The following is a 17,268-nucleotide window of genomic DNA, read 5'->3' on the forward strand; positions in this document are numbered from 1 at the left end:
CGTATTCGTTTCAGCCCGCCGAGCGCCGTGCGCGCTCCAGCAGCCATTGCGCGCCCGCGCGATCGCCGCCGACGTCGAGCAGCGTCGCGAGGTGCGTCAGCGCCTCATGGTGCGTGGGCCGCAGGTACAGCGCCTTCCGGTAGAAGTCGCCCGCTTCTGCGGCGCGCCCGCGCGCATCCGCGATCAGTCCGTTCAGGTAGAACGCATCGGCATGCGGGCCGACGCGCGCCGAGAACTGCGCGAGCACGTGCTCGGCCTCGTCGAACGCACCCGCGTTCGCGAGCGCCTGCGCATCCTCGAGCGTCGGCGCGATGCCTTCGGCGACCGGCGCGGCCGCATCGGCCGTCGCCACCGACCGGTCGGCCCGTGCGTGGAACGCGGCCGGGTGCACGGCGGGCGGCGTCGCCGCGAACGGTTGCAGCCCGTCACCGGGCCAGGCCGGCGCCGCGACGGCCAGCACCGGGCGCGTCGCCGCGAGCGGCGCGACCGTGATGCGCTCGGTGCGCCGGTACGGCGCTGCAGCTGACAGCGACGCAGCCGGCCAAGCCGCGCTTGCGTCGGCCACCGCGCCGGCAGGCTCGCGATGAAACGCGAACGCCAGCGGCACGCGCGCCGAGCGCATCCCGTGCCGCATCGCGACGCCCGTTTCGGCCGGCCCGACGAACAGCATGCCGTCGTCGGCGAGACGCTCGTCGAGCGAGCGGATCACGCGATCCTGCACGTCGCGGTCGAAGTAGATCAGCACGTTGCGGCAGAACACGAAATCGTAGCGAATGCCCGGATCCGCGATCGGTTCGACGAGGTTCGCGTGCCGGAACTGCACGCGCGCACGCACGCGCTCGTCGAGCAGCCAGCCGTCGCTGGCCGGCGTGAAGTGCCGCACGCGAAACTCCGTCGCGGTGCCGCGGAACGCGTTGCGCCCGTAACAGCCCAGCCGGGCCAACTCGATTGCGCGCGCGCTGAGATCGATCGCGTCGATCGTGAAGCTGGCCGGTTCGAGCCCCGCGTCGAGCAGCGCCATCGCCGCCGAATACGGCTCCTCGCCCGTCGAACACGGCGCGCTCAGCACGCGGATCACGCGGCCGGGCATCGCGGCGACCCGTTCGGCCGCGAGCCGCGCGAGCGTCGCGAATGCCTCGCGATCGCGGAAGAACCACGTCTCGGGCACGACGAACAGCTCGATCAGCGCGCGCCGCTCGTCGGCCGACGCATTGAGCTGCTGCCAGTACGCGTCGAGCGCTTCCTGCGTCACGGGCGGCCGCGCTGCCGACGGCAGGCGCTCGCCGTCCGCCTGCAGCGCATGCACGCGCTCCGTCAGCGCACGGGTCATAAAATCGTTGCCGAGCGAATCGGGGTCGATGCCGGTCTCGCGCAGCAGCCAGCCGCGAAATCGTGCTTCGGATTCTTTCATGCGGACTCCCCCCCGTGGCCCGGCTGGCCGTCGAACAGATACAGGCGCGCAACGTCGTCGATCAGGTCGGACACCGACACCTGCTGCACCACGCCGTCGGGCGTGTTCGCGACGAGCCCGAGCCAGCGCGTGCGCGCGGTCGAGATGCCGCTCGCGCGGAACGCCGCGCGGTCGATCCGCATCGTCTGCGTCGCGCGCTCGACGATCAGGCCGATCACGCGCTCGACGTCGGCCTGGCCCGTGCGGTAGCGGACCATCACGAGCCGCGTCGAGCGCAGCGCCTGCGCGCGCCGCCCGAGCGCCATCATCGGTACGTCGATCACCGGCACCGGCTGGCCGCCGCGCATCAGCAGCCCGGCAATCCATTCGGGTGCGCCCGGCACCGCCTTCGTGATCGCGAGCGGCAGCACTTCTTCGATGCCGGCCGCATCGAGCGCATAGCGCTCGCCGTCGAGCTCGAACATCAGGAACAGCGCGTGTGCGCCGTTCTGCGTGTCGGCGCGCGTCACGCGTCGACCTTGAAGCGCGACACGCTGGTGCGCAACTGATTCGCGACGAGCGTCAGGTCGTCGATCGCCTGCGACGACTGGCGCAGCGACTCGGCCGTCTGCTGCGCGGCTTCCGACAGCTGCGACAGCGCCTGCGTGATCTGCTCGGCGCCGTTCGCCTGCGTCTGCATCCCCTCGTTGACCATCTGGAATCGCGGCGACAGCGTCTGCACCTCGGAGATGATCTGCGACAGTTGCCCGCCGACCTGCTGCACGTCGAGCATCCCGCGGCGCACTTCCTCGGAGAACTTGTCCATCCCCATCACGCCCGCCGACACGGCCGACTGGATTTCCTTCACCGTCTGCTCGATGTCGTAGGTCGCCACGGCCGTCTGGTCGGCGAGGCGGCGGATCTCGGTCGCGACGACCGCGAAGCCGCGGCCGTACTCGCCGGCCTTCTCAGCCTCGATCGCCGCATTCAGCGACAGCAGGTTGGTCTGGTCGGCCACCTTGGTGATGGTCGCGACCACCTGGTTGATGTTCAGCGCCTTCTCGTTGAGGATCGCGAGCTTCGCGTTCACCGAGCCGGCCGCGTCCATCACGCTGCGCATCGTCTCGCCCATCCGCGTGATGCCGCCCTGGCTCACGCCCGCGAGCGTCGCCGACTGCTCGGCCACGCCGGCCACCTCGTTCATCGTGCGCAGCAGGTCGCGCGACGTCGCGAAGATCTCGCGCGAGGTCGCGCCGATCTCGGTCGTCGTCGCCGCGGTTTCGTTCGCGGTCGCCTGCTGCTCGCGCGACGTCGCCGCGATCTCGGCGACCGACGTCGTCACCTGCAGCGACGACTGCTGCGCGCGCGCGACGAGTTCGGTCAGCTCGTCGGCCATCCGGTTGAAGCCCGTCTCGAGCGTGCCGAATTCGTCGCGGCGGCGCAGGTCGAGGCGGCGCGTCAGGTTGCCGGTACGCATCACGTCGTGCACCTCGACGAGCCGCGCCATCGGTTTGGTGACCGAACGGTACAGCCCGAAGCCGAGCCCGAGCGCGGACAGCAGCACGAACGCCAGCGCGGTCGCGAGCACGACCTCGGTGTCCTGCACGGATTCGCGGATCAGCTTCGCGGACTGCTCGGCGAACTTGCGGTTCTCCTGCACCAGCGTGTTCGCGTTGCGTACGACCTCGGTCCACGCCGGCAGCGTTTTCGCGTACGCGGCGACGGCCTCTTCACGCGACACGCGGTTCTTCTGCACGGCTTCGTTCAACAGCGGCACGTAGCGATCGTAGGCGCCGCGGAACGCCGCGAAGCGCTGCCGGTCGTCGTCGCGAAACGTCGTGCTCTGGTAGTCGACCGACAGCGACTCGATGTCCTTCAGCACGTCGGAGATCTTCGCGAGATCGCGTTGCTCGGATTCGGGCTCGGTGTCGACGAAGGTCGCCTGCTGCAGCAGCGTGAACGATTCGTTGACCGACCCGCGCAGCGACGACGCGATGTAGACGCCGGGCAGCGAGTCGCGCTCGATGCTGACGGCTTCGCTGTTGATCGCGCGCAGTCGCTCGTACGACACGCCGGCTGTCACCAGCATCAGTACGAACAGCACGCCGAAGCTGAGCAGGATGCGATTGCCGAGCGTCAGCCGGGCAGCGCCGATCGTTGGATGCAGGCTTTCATTGGTCGCGCGGGGCGTCACGGTGGCCATGTTCGTTATGGGCTTTCTAAAATCAGCGTTGAAAAAATCCGCGCTCGCCTGCGCGCCGGACGGCGCGCCACGAGCGCATCGGGGTCGGATGCGGACGGCGCGGCGCCGGCAGGCCGCGCCGCGAAATCACCGCTCCGCTTGCGCCTGCAGCCGAAGCGCGACCATGAAGCCGCGCGTCGTATTGCGCATCAGGATCTGGCCGCGATGCCGCGCCGCCGTCGCGCGAACGAACGCGAGCCCGAGGCCGAAGCCGCTGCGCGCCGCGCCGTGCGCGGATTCGAGCTGCACGAACGACTCGGTCGCGGCCGTGCGCTGCGCCGGCGCGATGCCGGCGCCGGTATCCTCGACGCCGATCAGCCATGCGCCGTCGTCGCCGCTCAGCGTGCAGTGCACGTCCGTGCCGGCCGGGCCGTACTTCAGCCCGTTGTCGATCAGGTTCGCGACCGCGCGCGTGAGCATCATGCGGTCGCCCATCGTCACGCACTCGGTATCGGGCACGTGCGCGACGACCCGGCTGCCGAGCCCGGCCGCCTTCTCCCAAAGCTGGTCGACGGCGTCGAGCACGATCTCGTTGAGACTCACGACCTCGTGCGCGCGGCGCTCGGACTGCGCGCGGGTCAGGTGGATGAAGCCGTCGGCGAGCGCGAGCGCGCGCCGCGCATGGCCGGCAATGCGTTCCATGATCGCCGGCAAGTCGCCATGTTCGGTCCGGTAGACATCGAGCAGCGCGAGGATCGACGTCTGCGGCGAACGCATGTCGTGCGACAGGAAATCGAGCGCCTCGTCGCGCTGCCGCGACATGAGATACGAATTCGAGTGATAGCGGATGCGCGCGGTCAGCTCCATCGCGTCGGGGAGCTTCACGAGATAGTCGTTCGCACCGGCGATGAAGGCCTCGCGCTTGACGATCGGCTCCTCCTTCGCGGACAGCACGATGATCGGCACGCGTGCGGTGCCGGCGTCCGCGCGCCAAGCGCGGACGAGATCGAGGCCGTCGATCTCCGGCATCACGAGATCCTGCAGGATGACCGTCGGCTTCACGTCGCGCGCGGCCGCCATCGCCCGGTGCGCATCGGTGCACACGTGCAGGTCGATGTCGTGCTCGCTGCGCAGCGCGCGGCGGATCACCTCGCCGACGAACGGTTGATCGTCGACGAGAAGGACCGATAACCCCGATTCAAGACAATCCAAGGCATTATCACCGCTCGATTCTTTCATAAATACAGTTTCAAACGCCGAATCTCCAATCGATTCTTTCATAGGAGTTGTTTATCCGACTTGGACGCTATCTTAATTTGGCGGTTGAAAACCCCGCCTGATTCTGCCGATTTGGCCTGTCGGCACTGCCATGCAGGGCTTCGGACGCCGATTTTCCCCCGTCGACGGCCGCATTACCTCCGCATTCTTTCTCTCAATAAACATAACCGGCTGATTCTAAATGAAATTAGAACACAGCATCTATCTCCTTCCGGTTTAGTTTTGCCAAATATGCAGAAAGAGCCGGAATCAGATAAATCAGATCATTTCCGGATTCGAAGGACGATAACGTTTGCTCGACCGGCGCCATCAGGTTTGCATGCGCTGCAAGGCTGGCGGCCTGTCGCATTGGGGGCAGGATGGAAATGCGCCGGATCGACGGGCGGGACGAAGAGAAAAAGCGCGCCGGGCAAGGATCGAATCGCGCGCGCATCGGGCCGGCAGGTAGCCGGCCCGCGTGATGAAGGCGCGTGGCCGCTTACCCGCGCGCGTGCTGCGCGGACACTTCCTGCAGGTCGAGGTCGCGTTCGAGCATGTGCAGCATCTCGTCGTGGATGCGGTTCGAACGGTGCAGGCGCAACAATTCCGCGCGCCCGGCCCGGATCGCGGCCAACACCACGTCGTAATGCGCCATGCGCACTTCCGCCGGATACGCGGGTTCGTTCTTCGCCCGCTCGGTCAGTTCCGCGCGATACGTGTATTGCTCGAGCAGGCGCGGATGGATCACGGCTCCGTTCTCGTCGCGCACCAGCGGCTGGATCGCCGCGAGTTGCGCGGCCTCGATGTACGCCCACGTCTGCGGCTCGGTCAGGTGATGCGCAGCGCGCGCTTCGCGCTGCGGCAGGCGCAGCAGCCGGATCAGCGGCCCGATGGTCGTGCCCTGCAGCAGCACGGTGACGAGGATCACCGCGAACGACGCGACCAGGATCAGGTCGCGGCCGGGCATCGCGTCGGGCAACGACAGCGCGATCGCCAGCGTCACGACGCCGCGCATCCCGGCCCAGCTCATGATCGTCGCGGCCTTCCAGTCGGGCGCGTCGCCGCGCCGCACGATCCCGTGCACCGGCCATTTCAGCGCCTCGACCGCGTAAATCCACACGAAGCGCGACAGGATCACCGCCGCCAGCACCGCGAACACCGGCGGCAGCATCGTGGCGAGCACCTGCTCGACGCCGCCGAGGCGCTGCATCGCGCCGCGCAGCGACAGCCCGATCAGCACGAACACCAGCGCTTCGAGCAGGAACACGATGACCTGCCAGAACGCGGTGCCACGCGTGCGCACGGCCGCCGAGAACACCTCGTGCTGGTGCCAGCCGATGATCATGCCGGCCGTCACGGTCGCGATCACGCCCGACACTTCGACCATTTCGCCCGCGATATACGCGATCCAGCCGGCGATTACCGCGACGGTGATCACCAGGTAGTCGTCGTCGAGCAGCTTCAGGAACCACACGACGAGCTTGCCGACCACGAAGCCGACCACCACGCCGCCGAGCCCGAGCTCCGCGAAGCCCACGACCGCGTGGCCCAGGCTGAAGGTGCCCGACAACGCGGCGACGACCGCGAAGCGGAACAGCACGAGGCCGGCCGCGTCGTTCAGCAGGCTCTCCCCTTCGAGCAGCACCATCAGCCGGCGCGGCAGCGCGACGCGTTCGAGCACGGCCTTCGCGGCGACCGCGTCCGGCGGCGACACGATCGCGCCGAGCGCGAAGCACGCGGCCCACGGCAGCGACGGCACGGCCCAGTGCACCGCGAAGCCGACCGCGAAGGTCGTGAACACGACCGCGCCGATCGCGAGCAGCAGGATGCCGCCGACGTTGCGCTTGAACTCCTCCCACACGGAGAAATACGCGCCGTCCATCAGCAGCGGCGGCAGGAACACGACGAGCACGAGATCGGGATCGAGGTTGATCGGCGGCAGGCCGGGGATGAACGCGATGCCGATGCCGCCGACCAGCAGCGCGGCCGCGGGCGGCAATCGCAGCCGTTTGGCGACGTATTCGAGCGCGACGATCGCCAGGAGTGACAACAAAACCAGCTTGAATGCCGAGACGGGGGACATGAATCGACCTCGTGAAGAATGAATTCGCGCTTTCCGGTGTCGTACCCCGGTCGGCAGTTTGGCGCGATTACATCACGAGGCGATGCGGACAGTCGAGCGGTTCGGCGCGCGGCCCCGTCATCCGCGCGCGCGGCGAACGTGTGCAACGCGGCCGCCGGGTTTCGCGTCGGCCGCGCCGGCGCCCGCCGGCATGAAAAACGGCACGCGGGCCGGCACGATCGCCCGCCCGCGTGCCGTCGCGGCAACGCGCTGCCTGCCGCGCGCTACCGGCGCCGCACGACCATCAGCCGCGGCTCGGTCATGTCCTCGATCGCGTAGCGGATCCCTTCGCGGCCGAGACCCGAATCCTTCACGCCGCCGTACGGCATGTTGTCGACGCGGAACGACGGCACGTCGTTGATCACGACGCCGCCGACCTCCAGCTCGTCCCACGCGCGCTGCGCATGCGTGAGCGAATCGGTGAACACGCCGGCCTGCAGCCCGAAGTCGCTGTCGTTCACGCGCGCGAGCGCGTCGTCGAACCGGTCGAACTTCTCGAGGATCGCCACGGGGCCGAACGCCTCCTTCCGGTACAGGTCCTGCTCGTGCCCGACGTTTTCCAGCAGCGTCGCCTCGAACATCGCGCCGTCGACCTTGCCGCCCGCGACGATCTTCGCGCCCGCCGCGACGGCCGCATCCATCCAGCCCGACAGCCGGCGCGATTCGGATTCGGAGATCATCGGCCCGACAAAGGTCGACGGATCCTTCGGATCGCCCATCTTCAGCGAACGCGTCTTCGCGATCAGTTTCTCGCGCAGCGCGTCGTAAAGATTGGCATGCACGAGGATCCGCTGCACGCCGATGCAGCTCTGGCCCGACTGATAGTACGCGCCGAACGCGAGCCGCTCGACCACGTAGTCGAGCCGGTCGCGCTGGTCCGCATCGACGATCGCGGCCGCGTTGCCGCCGAGTTCCAGCACGACTTTCTTCTTGCCGGCCTTCTCCTTCAGCGCCCAGCCGACCGCCGGCGAGCCCGTGAACGACAGCAGCTTGAAACGCTCGTCGGTCGTGAACAGATCGGCGCCGTCGCGATGCGCGGGCAGCACCGAAAACGCGCCCTTCGGCAGGTCGGTTTCCGCGAGCACCTCGCCGATGATCAACGCGCCGATCGGCGTGCGGCTCGCGGGCTTCAGCACGAACGGACAGCCGGCCGCGAGCGCGGGCGCGACCTTGTGCGCGGCGAGATTGAGCGGGAAGTTGAACGGCGAGATGAACGAGCACGGGCCGACCGGCACGCGCTTCGTATAGCCCGTATAGCCCTGCGCACGCGCGGAGATCTCGAGGTTGATGATCTCGCCGTCGATGCGCACCGATTCCTCGGATGCGACACGGAACGTGTCGATCAGCCGCGTCACTTCGCCCTTCGAATCGTTGATCGGCTTGCCGGCCTCGATGCACAGCGCCTCGGCCAGCTCGTCGAAGCGCTCGCGAAAGCGCGCGACGCAATGGTCGAGCACGGCCTGCCGCTTGTAGGCCGGCAGCTCGCGCATCGGCTTCGCGGCGTCGACCGCCGCACCGATCGCCGCGTCGATCGCCTTCGCGTCCGCCAGCGCGACGCGCGTCGCGACCTTGCCGCTGAACTTGTCCGTCACGTCCAGATCGGTGTTCGCGTAGACCGCCTCGTTGGCGAGGTAGTACGGATAGGTTTCCTTCAACATGGAACGACTCCTTCCTGTGAACGGGGAATTCAAAGTTGCGCCGACAGGCGCTTGATCTCGCGGTTCAGCACGCGCTCGTTGTCCGAGTAGTCGATCGGCACGTCGATCACGTGCACGCCCGGCGACGACAAGCACTCGCGCAGCAGCGGCTCGAGATCGTCGGCCGATTCGACGCGATGCCCGTGCGCGCCGTAGCTTTGCGCATACGACACGAAATCGGGGTTCTGCAGCGTCATCGCGAAATCGGGGAAGTTCATGTTCTCCTGCTTCCAGCGGATCATCCCGAACGCGTCGTCGCGCAGGATCATCACGACGAGGTCGAGCTTCAGCCGCACGGCCGTTTCGAGCTCCTGCGAGTTCATCATGAAGCCGCCGTCGCCGCACACGGCGATCACCTTGCGCTGCGGATGCACGATCTTCGTCGCGATCGCCGACGGCAGGCCCGCGCCCATCGACGCGAGCGCGTTGTCGAGCAGCAGCGAGTTCGGCTCGTGCGCGCGCCAGTAGCGCGCGAACCAGATCTTGTACATCCCGTTGTCGAGACACACGATCCCGTCGGTCGGCAGCGCGGTGTACAGGTCGTTGACGATCCGCACCGGGTACATCGGGAAGCGCGGATCGTGCTGGCCCTTCTCCAGATGGGCGTCGAAATGCTCCTTGATCATCGCGAAACGCACGAAATCCCAGTGCGGCTGCGGCGCGATCGCCTCCTTCATCTGCCACACCGCGTTCGCGATGTCGCCGACTACCTCGATCTGCGGAAAATAGACGGGATCGACCTGCGCGCCGAGGAAGTTCACGTGGATCACGGTCTTGTCGTCCGCGCGCATGAAGAACGGCGGCTTCTCGATCACGTCGTGGCCGACGTTGATGATGCAGTCCGCATGCTCGATCGCGCGGTGCACGAAGTCGCCGTCGGACAGCGTCGCGTTGCCGAGCCACAGCGGGTGCGACTCGTCGATCACGCCCTTGCCCATCTGCGTCGTGAAGAACGGGATGCCCGTCTTGTCGACGAATTCGACGAGGATCTTGCGGGTCGTCTTGCGGTTGCCGCCCGCGCCGATCATCAGGAGCGGATGGCGCGCGGCCTGGATCGCGTCGACCGCATGCGCAACCGCCTTCTCCTCGGCCACCGGCCGCCGGCTGAAGCTGCGCGGGATCGGCTTGCCGTCGCCTTCCTCGTGCGCGATATCTTCCGGCAGTTCGAGGTGCGCGGCGCCCGGGCGCTCTTCCTCCGCACGGCGAAACGCCTCGCGCACGGCCGACGGGATATTACCGATCGACACGATCTGCCGCGTGAACTTCGTGAGCGGCTGCATCATGTCGACCACGTCGACGATCTGGAAGTGGCCCTGCTTGCTGGACTTGATCGGCTTCTGCCCGGTGATCATCAGCATCGGCATCCCGCCGAGCTGCGCATACGCGGCGGCCGTCACGAAGTTCGTGGCGCCGGGCCCGAGCGTCGCGAGACACACGCCGGTGCGGCCCGTCAGGCGGCCGTAGGTGGCGGCCATGAACCCGGCCGCCTGCTCGTGCCGGGTCAGCACGAGCTTGATCTTCGATCGCCGCAGCGATTCGAGCAGATCGAGGTTTTCCTCGCCGGGAATGCCGAACACGTACTCGACACCTTCGGCTTCCAGCGCCTTCACGAACAGATCCGATGCTTTCATGGGGGACTCTCGGTTGATGCCGCCTGCCCGGCCTACGGACGCGCGGCGTTCAGAACGCGCGCCGGCCTACGGCACGCGGACGCTTTACCTACTGGACACAAACCACGGCACTACCCGCCGCGCGATGCTCGCTGCGCGGCGGCGCCTCCGGATACCGAAGGACGAACGGACTCGCCCGCGCGCAGTAAGCACGCACGGGCGGCAAAGACGTTTTTGATTGTAGACGGATTCGGGAAATGCCGACTTTCATCGCCCCCCAGGCTCGCGTGCCGCACGTACATCGGCCTGACGGCCATTGAGCCGACAAATGGCGCGCGCGGCCTTATGGTGAGCGTCATGGAAACCGACCGACGACTGTGAACCATGGTTGACAAGCTGCTATCGATGACATACAGTGCTCCAGCATTCAGCATCCGAACCACCGACGTGTTCGACGCCTGGTTCGGCGCGCTGCCGGATCGCGTCGCAAAGCGCCGTATCCAGGCACGCATCGACCGTCTCTCGATGGGCAATCCGGGCGACTGGAAATCCGCTGGCTCACCGGTCGTCGAAATGCGTATCGACCATGGCCCCGGCTATCGCGTGTACTACGTCCGGCGTGGAACGATCTGGGTCATCCTGCTCTGCGGCGGCGATAAATCGACGCAACAGGCCGACATACGCGCCGCGCACGCGATGCTCGCGCATCTCGACATGGAGTAACCGATGGACAAGATCAAAACCCGGCCGTGGGATTCGGCCGAACACCTGAAAACCGCAGACGACATGGCCGACTACTTCGAAGCGTGCCTTCAGGAAGCCGGCGACGATCCGGCCTTCATTGCGCACGCGCTCGGCGTGATCGCGCGCGCACACGGCATGTCGCAGGTCGCGCGCGATGCGGGACTGTCGCGCGAAGGGCTGTACAAGGCGCTGTCGCACGACGGCAACCCGAGCTTCGGCACGATCCTGAAGGTCATCAAGGCACTCGGCCTGCAACTGCACGGCTCGAAAGCGCACGCGTAATGTGCGGGCGCGCGCCATCGTGCCCGCTGCGCGATGCCCGTGGCCGCGTCAATGCAGCCACCCGGCCGCCCAGCGCGGCACCAGCGACACCAGATACAAGCCGAGCCCGATCAGCCCGCCGACCAGCGTGCCATTGATGCGGATGTACTGCAGATCCTTGCCGATGTTCAGCTCGATCTGCCGCGACATCTCGCGCGCATCCCAGTTGCGCACCGTGTCGCGAATATGACGCATCAGGAAATCGGCGAAATCCGGCGCCATTTCGTGCACGGCTTTCTCGACGTGCTCGTTCAGCGACGCGCGCAGCGCCGGGCTCTCCGCGAGCCGCGCGCCGAGCCAGCCGCCGAGCGTCGCGGCCTGCCGGTGCAGCGCCGAATCGGGGCGCGCGAGATCGGCCTTCAGCCACGCGCGCAACTGGTCCCACAAGTCGCGCACATACTCGTTGAACGCATCGCCGTCGCGAATATAGCGCTTGATCTCCTCGCCCTTCCCGATAAACACGGGATCGTGCTTCAGCCGCTCGGTCAGCCGCACGACCGTCCGGTCGAAGCGCTGCCGCAATTCGTGCTCGGGGTCGGCCGCCACGCCCTCCAGCACGCGGCTCACCGCGCTCGCGAGCATCCGCGCGCCGTTCTCGCCGAACCACTGCGTCGGCATGATCTTCTCGACCTTCGGGTACTGCGTCTTCAGCCATTCGACGATGAAGCCCGCGATCACCTCGCGGTTCTCCTCCTGGTCGAGCACGTCGACCACCTGTTCGATCGCGTCGTCGAGCAGCACCTGATGACGGCCGTCCTTGGTCAGCGTGTCGAGTATCGCGCCGGCCGATTGCGACAGGTCGACCCGGTCGATCACCGCGCGGAACGCGTCGCGGACGAACGACTGGATCCGCGCGTCGTCGGTCATGTCGAGCGCGAAGCTCATCAGCTTCGTCACATAGCCGCCGAGCGCGTCGGTATTCGCCGGCTCGCCGAGCCACGCGCCGAGCTTCTGCGCGGGATCGTGCTGGCGGATCTGCGCGGCGAGGGCGTCGGGGCCGAGGAACTTCTCGCGCACGAACACCGCGAGGTTGTCGGCGATCTTGTCCTTGTTCTTCGGAATGATCTCGGTATGGCGCGACACGAACGGGATCGGCACGCGGCGAAACAGCGCGACGACCGCGAACCAGTCGGCGAGCGCACCGACCATCGCGGCCTCGGCCACGGCCTTGACGCCGTCGACCCACGGGCCGCGCGGCAGCAGGATCGTCGCGACGAACACCGCGACCGCGGCCAGCAGCAGCCACAGCGCGCGGCGCTTGCTTCGTTTCAGTTCGAGGGCTTTGTCTGGTGTCATGGGCAAGCGATCGGGCAAACGATGCCGATAATATGCCCTGATCGCCAGTCGGCGACAAACCCGTGCACGAGTCAGCCGGATACCGCCGCCGCCCGTGTGGCACGCATCGCCGCCGGCCGTGACGTCCACCGGCCGTCAGCGTCGCGCCGTCAGAGGAACGTCTTCAGGTTCACCGCCGGATCGCCAAGTTTCACCGGATCGGGCACCGCCCCCGCCGCGATCAGCCGGCGCGATGCGCCGATGTCGCGCCCCAGGTTCGCCGCGGCTACCGCGACGATCTTGCCGTCGTCGCCCAACCCGAACACCGTGAACGGTCCGCTCGCCGGATCGCCCCGCACGACGATCGTGCGTTCGCTGCCGAACAGCCCGAGCATCTGCAGGTTGCAGTCGTACTGATCGGACCACAACCAGGGCAGCTCGGCATAGGTCTCGTCGGCGCCGAGCACGTTCGCCGCCGCGACGGCCGGCTGGTTTTCGGCAACCTGCCACGATTCGATCCGCACATGACGCCCGAGCAACGGGTTGAAGTGCATCGTCACCTCGCCCGCCGCGAAGATCGCGGCATCGGCCGTGCGGCAGCCCGCGTCGACGCGTATTCCGTTGTCGACGTCGAGCCCGGCCGCCTGCGCAAGCTCGATGTTGGGCACCACCCCGATACCGACCACGACGATGTCGGCCTGCACGTCGCCACGATCGGTCTCGACGATCGCTCCGCCGGCCGGCGCACGACGGATCGCGCGCGGCAGCGTCGCCATCTGAAAGGCCACGCCGCGCGCGTCATGCAACTGACGCGCATACGCGCCGACGACTGCCGGCAACGCACGCTGCAGCAATCGGGCAGCCGGATCGATCACCGTCACGTCGCAACCGAGCTGGCGCGCCGCGGCCGCGACCTCGAGGCCGATAAAACCGCCACCGAGCACCGCCACGCGACAGCCCGGCACAAGTTGCGCGCGCAACTTGCGCGCATCGTCAACCGTGCGAACGTAGTGTGGCGCGACGGCTTCGTCGACCGCCCCGCCGAACGTGCGCACCCGCGAGCCGGTCGCGAGCACGAGTCGCGCGTAAGGCAGCGTCGTACCGTCATCGAGCCGCACGCGCTGCGCATCGCGCTCGATCGCATCGACGCGCGTGCCGAGCCGCAGTTCGATGCGCTGCGTGTCGTACCACGCCGCATCGCGCACGAACGCACGCTGCTCGCCGCCGTCGCTCAGCAGCGCATCCTTCGACAGCGCGGGCCGGTCGTACGGCAGCTCGCGCTCCGCGCCGATCATCACGATGCGCGCCGCGGCGTCGCGTTCGCGCAGCGCTTCGGCCGTGCGCCGCGCCGCGTGGCCGGCGCCGACGATCACGAACGGGTCAGTCGACATTGACTTCCACCTGCCCGTCGACGATCCGCACCGGATAGGTCCGCACCGGCTCGGTGATCGGCGCGCATTTCGGCGCGCCGGTGCGAATGTCGATCAGCCCCTGGTGCAGCGGACATTCGACGCAGCCATCCTCAACATAGCCTTCGGACAGCCGCGCATGGCCGTGCGTGCAGAGGTCGTGCATCGCGAACAGTTCGTCGCCGATCCGGAACACGGCGATCGGCTTCTGGCCGGCGACGCGCGCCGCCGGTTCGTCTTCGGAGAACTCGTCGTAAGCGCCGAGCGGATGCCACTCGGCGAGCGTTGCTTCGGTCATGTCGGTTCCTTGCTTCGTCAGATCGGGGTCGCGAGCAGCGTCTGCACGCGCGACGTGTCGTAGATCACCCGCTTGGTCTTGTAGCGCAACCCGTCGGGCGTGCGCACGACCGTGTCGTAGTACTTGCCGGCCTGGTACACGTTCGACTCGCCGTTGCTGCGCGTCTGCACCACGACGTAGTTGCTCTCGGTGTCGATCTCGCCGTCGCGTTCGCCGACGATCGTCAGACCCGACGTCATGTGCCGGTACGTGTGCTCTTCAAAGATGTTCGCGTGCCGCAGCGACACCACGCGATCGCGCAGCATCCGCTGGTTCGTGCAGTGCACGATCCCGACCGGCAGCCCGAGATCGGCGTTTTCCTTCGGTACGATCTCGTACAGGCAGTCCTCGGTGAACATCCCGGGCCACTGCTCGATCCGGTCGTTGTCGAGATGGCTGATATAGCGGTTCTGCAGCATGTAAATCTCGAACCACGTCTTCATGTCTTCCGTCATTTCGCGCTCCCGCTTCAATAGCCCATCAGCTTCTGGTAGCCGACCCAGAACTTGCGGATCAGGCTTTCGGTGATCACCGTGTCCTGCTGGTCCGGATTGCCGCGCGACATCTCGATCACCGACGTCGCGTCGCCGTCGCGCACCGTGCCGCGCTGCACCAGCTCGGTCGCCTCCGTATCCTCCATCGAGATATAGCCGGCCGGCCCGACGAGGTTCGCCTGCTTGATGCGCAGTGAGCGCAGCTCGGGTGTGTCGTCCGCGTAGCCGAAGAAATGGAAGATCAGCTCGAAGTTGTCGGGGCCCTTCGGCAGGATCTGTCGCGCGACCAGCGTGTTGTGGATCTGCTGGATCACGAGCTGCGGGAAGATCGGCTGGATATGGTTCGTGCAGTCCTCGTCGTATTCCGACACGAGATCGAGGATCGATTCGTCTTCCAGATGGAAACCCTCGTCGAACGAACGGATGTTCTGCTGCTTGTAGGCGGCCGACGTGTCGTCGTTCGTCTTCGTGACCGTGATGATGCTGTGCAGCCCGTGGTTCGCGTCCGGAATCGAGCGCGCCTTCATCCCCACGCGGAAGATGTTGAAGGTCGTATGGAACAGGTGCAGCATGCTCGCGTGATACGGATCCTTCACGTTCTCCATGTACAGCTTCCAGTTCGACTTCGAATACTGGCGCGTGCAGCCGAGATACTCGATCGGCTTGTGGAAGATCCGGTCGATCCACGGGCGCATCTGCTCGCCGAGATAGTCGGGCAGCGGCATCACGTCGTCGCTGAAGGTCGCGAACACGAGCCCGTGATAGCTGTCGACGCGCAGCTTGCGCAGCCCGTGCTGCTTCGGGTCGAAATCGGCCGGCATCCCGCTCATCCCCTTCTGGCCGCGCCGGAACGGCACGCCGAGCAGGTTGCCCGTGTTGTCGAAACTCCACTGGTGATACACGCACGTATGCGAGCTCGCGTTGCCGCGCGACTTGCGGCACACCTGCGCGCCGCGGTGCGCGCAGCGGTTCACCCAGGCCGCAAGCGTGCCGTCCTCGGCGCGCGTGACGACCACCGGCGTGTCGCCGACGAACGTGCTCTTGAAGTCGCCGGCGTTCGGGATTTCCGCTTCCAGCGCGACGAAGTTCCACGTCGGCCCGCGGAAGATGCGTTCCTGCTCGCGATCGTAGACCGCTTGCGAGCTGAACACTTTGTATGGCACGCGCGAGCCGTCGTCGTGCGGGAAGGTCACGTCGGATGCGTCGCCGCGCGCGGCGAATACGACGGGCGATTCTGTCTGCTCCATGTCGGACTCCTGGTCGATCCGGTTTCATTGACTGCTTGAGCGGATTTTTGAGTCGCTACAATTCGCCGTCTATCCGGAAAGTGCGATTGCGGCGGCGCAATATCCACTTTCGGCGGATTTCTGCGCTAGCATGGCGGCACATGCGACGCCGCACCTGATCGCGACCCATTCGTCGGATCGAAGCGCGCGCCCCCAACAAGGCTGATGCCCATGTCCCCAACGTCGTTCGAGCCGCTCGCGCTGCGCGCGCACCGGCTGTTCGAATCCCGCGATCTCGACGAGACGCGCGAGCGGATCTCGCGCGTGATGCAGCCCCATGCGCTGCTGCCGAACGGGCGCGTGCACGGTGCGTCGCACATGGATTTCGTCAAGCTCGGCGGGCTCGGGATCGGCACGATCGCGTTCGGCGACGCGATGCGCGTGCAGGTCGACGCGGTCGACGGCTATTACCTGCTGATGTTCTGCCTGTCCGGCCAGGCCGAGGTGCGCGCGATGGGCCAGCGACTCGGCGTCGACGGCCAGACCGGCGTGCTGTGCGCGCCCGGCGAGCCCTTCGACGCGGTGCTGTCCGCCGACTGCGAGCAGTTCGTGCTGCGCATCGACGCAGCGACCGTCGGCTCGCTGACCGGCGATCCGCGCGCGACGCTCGACCCGGTACTGCACATCAGCGACGCCGCGCTCGCCGCGTGGCGCCAGCAGTTGATGCTCGTTGCGCGCTCGCCCGAACTGCTCGAACGCGCGTATGCGAACCCGCGCGTCGGGTCGCAGCTCGAGCACCTGCTGATCGATCTGCTGATCGAAGGCCATCCGCCGTCCGTGCTGAGCGCGTCGCGCCACGACCCGGCACCCGGCTTCGTGCGGCGCGCGCAGGAGTTCGTGAACGCGTACTACGCGCAGCCGCTGCAGCTCGCCGATATCGTCCAGGCTGCCAACGTGCCGGAACGGACGCTGCGCGACGCATTCCTGCAGTTCCGCGGGATGAGCCCGATGCAATACCTGCGCGCGACGCGGCTCGACCATGCGCGCGAACTGCTGCGCGGCACGGCGTCCGCCCGGCGGATCGCCGATGTCGCGCTCGATTGCGGGTTTGCGCACCTCGGCCGCTTCGCGATGGCGTACCGGGAAAAGTTTGGCGAGTCGCCGTCGGAGACGCTCGACGGGAAGCGTTAGCCGGACTACGCCG

Annotated in this window: 15 protein-coding genes; 3 read left to right on the top strand and 12 right to left on the bottom strand. The window is 67.2% G+C overall.

What is annotated here, in order from left to right; all coding sequences use genetic code 11:
• Positions 1–10: 10 nt before the first annotated feature.
• The 7 genes from CUJ89_RS28305 to CUJ89_RS28340 form a co-directional block, all read right to left on the bottom strand.
• Complete coding sequence (locus tag CUJ89_RS28305; protein ID WP_114180601.1) at positions 11–1,411, bottom strand: CheR family methyltransferase; 1,401 nt, start codon at positions 1,409–1,411, stop codon at positions 11–13.
• On the bottom strand, positions 1,408–1,920 hold the full coding sequence (locus tag CUJ89_RS28310; protein WP_114180602.1) for a chemotaxis protein CheW: 513 nt from the start codon (positions 1,918–1,920) through the stop codon (positions 1,408–1,410). Before CUJ89_RS28310 ends, CUJ89_RS28305 begins: the two co-directional genes overlap by 4 nt.
• Positions 1,917–3,593 (bottom strand): methyl-accepting chemotaxis protein, encoded by a 1,677-nt coding sequence (locus tag CUJ89_RS28315; RefSeq protein ID WP_114180603.1) that lies wholly within the window; start codon positions 3,591–3,593, stop codon positions 1,917–1,919. Before CUJ89_RS28315 ends, CUJ89_RS28310 begins: the two co-directional genes overlap by 4 nt.
• A gap of 126 nt (positions 3,594–3,719) precedes the next feature.
• On the bottom strand, positions 3,720–4,853 hold the full coding sequence (locus CUJ89_RS28325) for a hybrid sensor histidine kinase/response regulator (RefSeq protein WP_114180604.1): 1,134 nt from the start codon (positions 4,851–4,853) through the stop codon (positions 3,720–3,722).
• A gap of 475 nt (positions 4,854–5,328) precedes the next feature.
• Entirely contained in the window at positions 5,329–6,912 is a 1,584-nt protein-coding gene (locus CUJ89_RS28330; RefSeq protein ID WP_114180605.1) for a Na+/H+ antiporter, read from the bottom strand.
• Positions 6,913–7,175: 263 nt separating this feature from the next.
• On the bottom strand, positions 7,176–8,609 hold the full coding sequence (locus CUJ89_RS28335; RefSeq protein ID WP_114180606.1) for an aldehyde dehydrogenase family protein: 1,434 nt from the start codon (positions 8,607–8,609) through the stop codon (positions 7,176–7,178).
• A gap of 29 nt (positions 8,610–8,638) precedes the next feature.
• Positions 8,639–10,279, bottom strand: a complete 1,641-nt coding sequence (locus CUJ89_RS28340) for an acetolactate synthase large subunit (protein ID WP_114180607.1) — start codon at positions 10,277–10,279, stop codon at positions 8,639–8,641.
• 384 nt (positions 10,280–10,663) lie between these two features.
• Between CUJ89_RS28340 and CUJ89_RS28350 the strand changes: the two genes are divergently transcribed.
• Positions 10,664–10,981: a type II toxin-antitoxin system RelE/ParE family toxin gene (locus CUJ89_RS28350; RefSeq protein ID WP_321970390.1), complete on the top strand. Its 318-nt coding sequence runs from the start codon at positions 10,664–10,666 to the stop codon at positions 10,979–10,981.
• Between the two features lie 3 nt (positions 10,982–10,984).
• On the top strand, positions 10,985–11,284 hold the full coding sequence (locus CUJ89_RS28355) for an addiction module antidote protein (protein WP_114180609.1): 300 nt from the start codon (positions 10,985–10,987) through the stop codon (positions 11,282–11,284).
• A gap of 48 nt (positions 11,285–11,332) precedes the next feature.
• Here CUJ89_RS28355 and CUJ89_RS28360 read toward each other — a convergent pair whose 3' ends face one another.
• The 5 genes from CUJ89_RS28360 to andAc form a co-directional block, all read right to left on the bottom strand.
• Positions 11,333–12,619 (bottom strand): DUF445 domain-containing protein, encoded by a 1,287-nt coding sequence (locus tag CUJ89_RS28360; RefSeq protein ID WP_114180610.1) that lies wholly within the window; start codon positions 12,617–12,619, stop codon positions 11,333–11,335.
• Between the two features lie 149 nt (positions 12,620–12,768).
• Positions 12,769–13,989: an anthranilate 1,2-dioxygenase system ferredoxin--NAD(+) reductase gene (gene andAa, locus CUJ89_RS28365; protein WP_114180611.1), complete on the bottom strand. Its 1,221-nt coding sequence runs from the start codon at positions 13,987–13,989 to the stop codon at positions 12,769–12,771.
• Positions 13,979–14,305, bottom strand: a complete 327-nt coding sequence (andAb, locus tag CUJ89_RS28370) for an anthranilate 1,2-dioxygenase ferredoxin subunit AndAb (RefSeq protein ID WP_114180612.1) — start codon at positions 14,303–14,305, stop codon at positions 13,979–13,981. The genes andAa and andAb overlap by 11 nt, the downstream gene beginning before the upstream one ends.
• Before the next feature lie 17 nt (positions 14,306–14,322).
• The gene (gene andAd / locus CUJ89_RS28375) at positions 14,323–14,799 is read right to left on the bottom strand and encodes an anthranilate 1,2-dioxygenase small subunit AndAd (RefSeq protein ID WP_114180613.1); all 477 of its coding nucleotides are present in this window, start codon (positions 14,797–14,799) and stop codon (positions 14,323–14,325) included.
• A 14-nt stretch (positions 14,800–14,813) separates the two neighbouring features.
• Complete coding sequence (andAc, locus tag CUJ89_RS28380) at positions 14,814–16,085, bottom strand: anthranilate 1,2-dioxygenase large subunit AndAc (RefSeq protein ID WP_114180614.1); 1,272 nt, start codon at positions 16,083–16,085, stop codon at positions 14,814–14,816.
• 210 nt (positions 16,086–16,295) lie between these two features.
• Between andAc and andR the strand changes: the two genes are divergently transcribed.
• Complete coding sequence (gene andR / locus CUJ89_RS28385) at positions 16,296–17,255, top strand: anthranilate 1,2-dioxygenase regulatory protein AndR (protein WP_114181608.1); 960 nt, start codon at positions 16,296–16,298, stop codon at positions 17,253–17,255.
• The last annotated feature ends 13 nt before the right edge of the window (positions 17,256–17,268 follow it).

The sequence above is a fragment of the Burkholderia pyrrocinia genome (genome assembly GCF_003330765.1).
GTDB classification, from domain to species: Bacteria; Pseudomonadota; Gammaproteobacteria; order Burkholderiales; family Burkholderiaceae; genus Burkholderia; species Burkholderia pyrrocinia_B.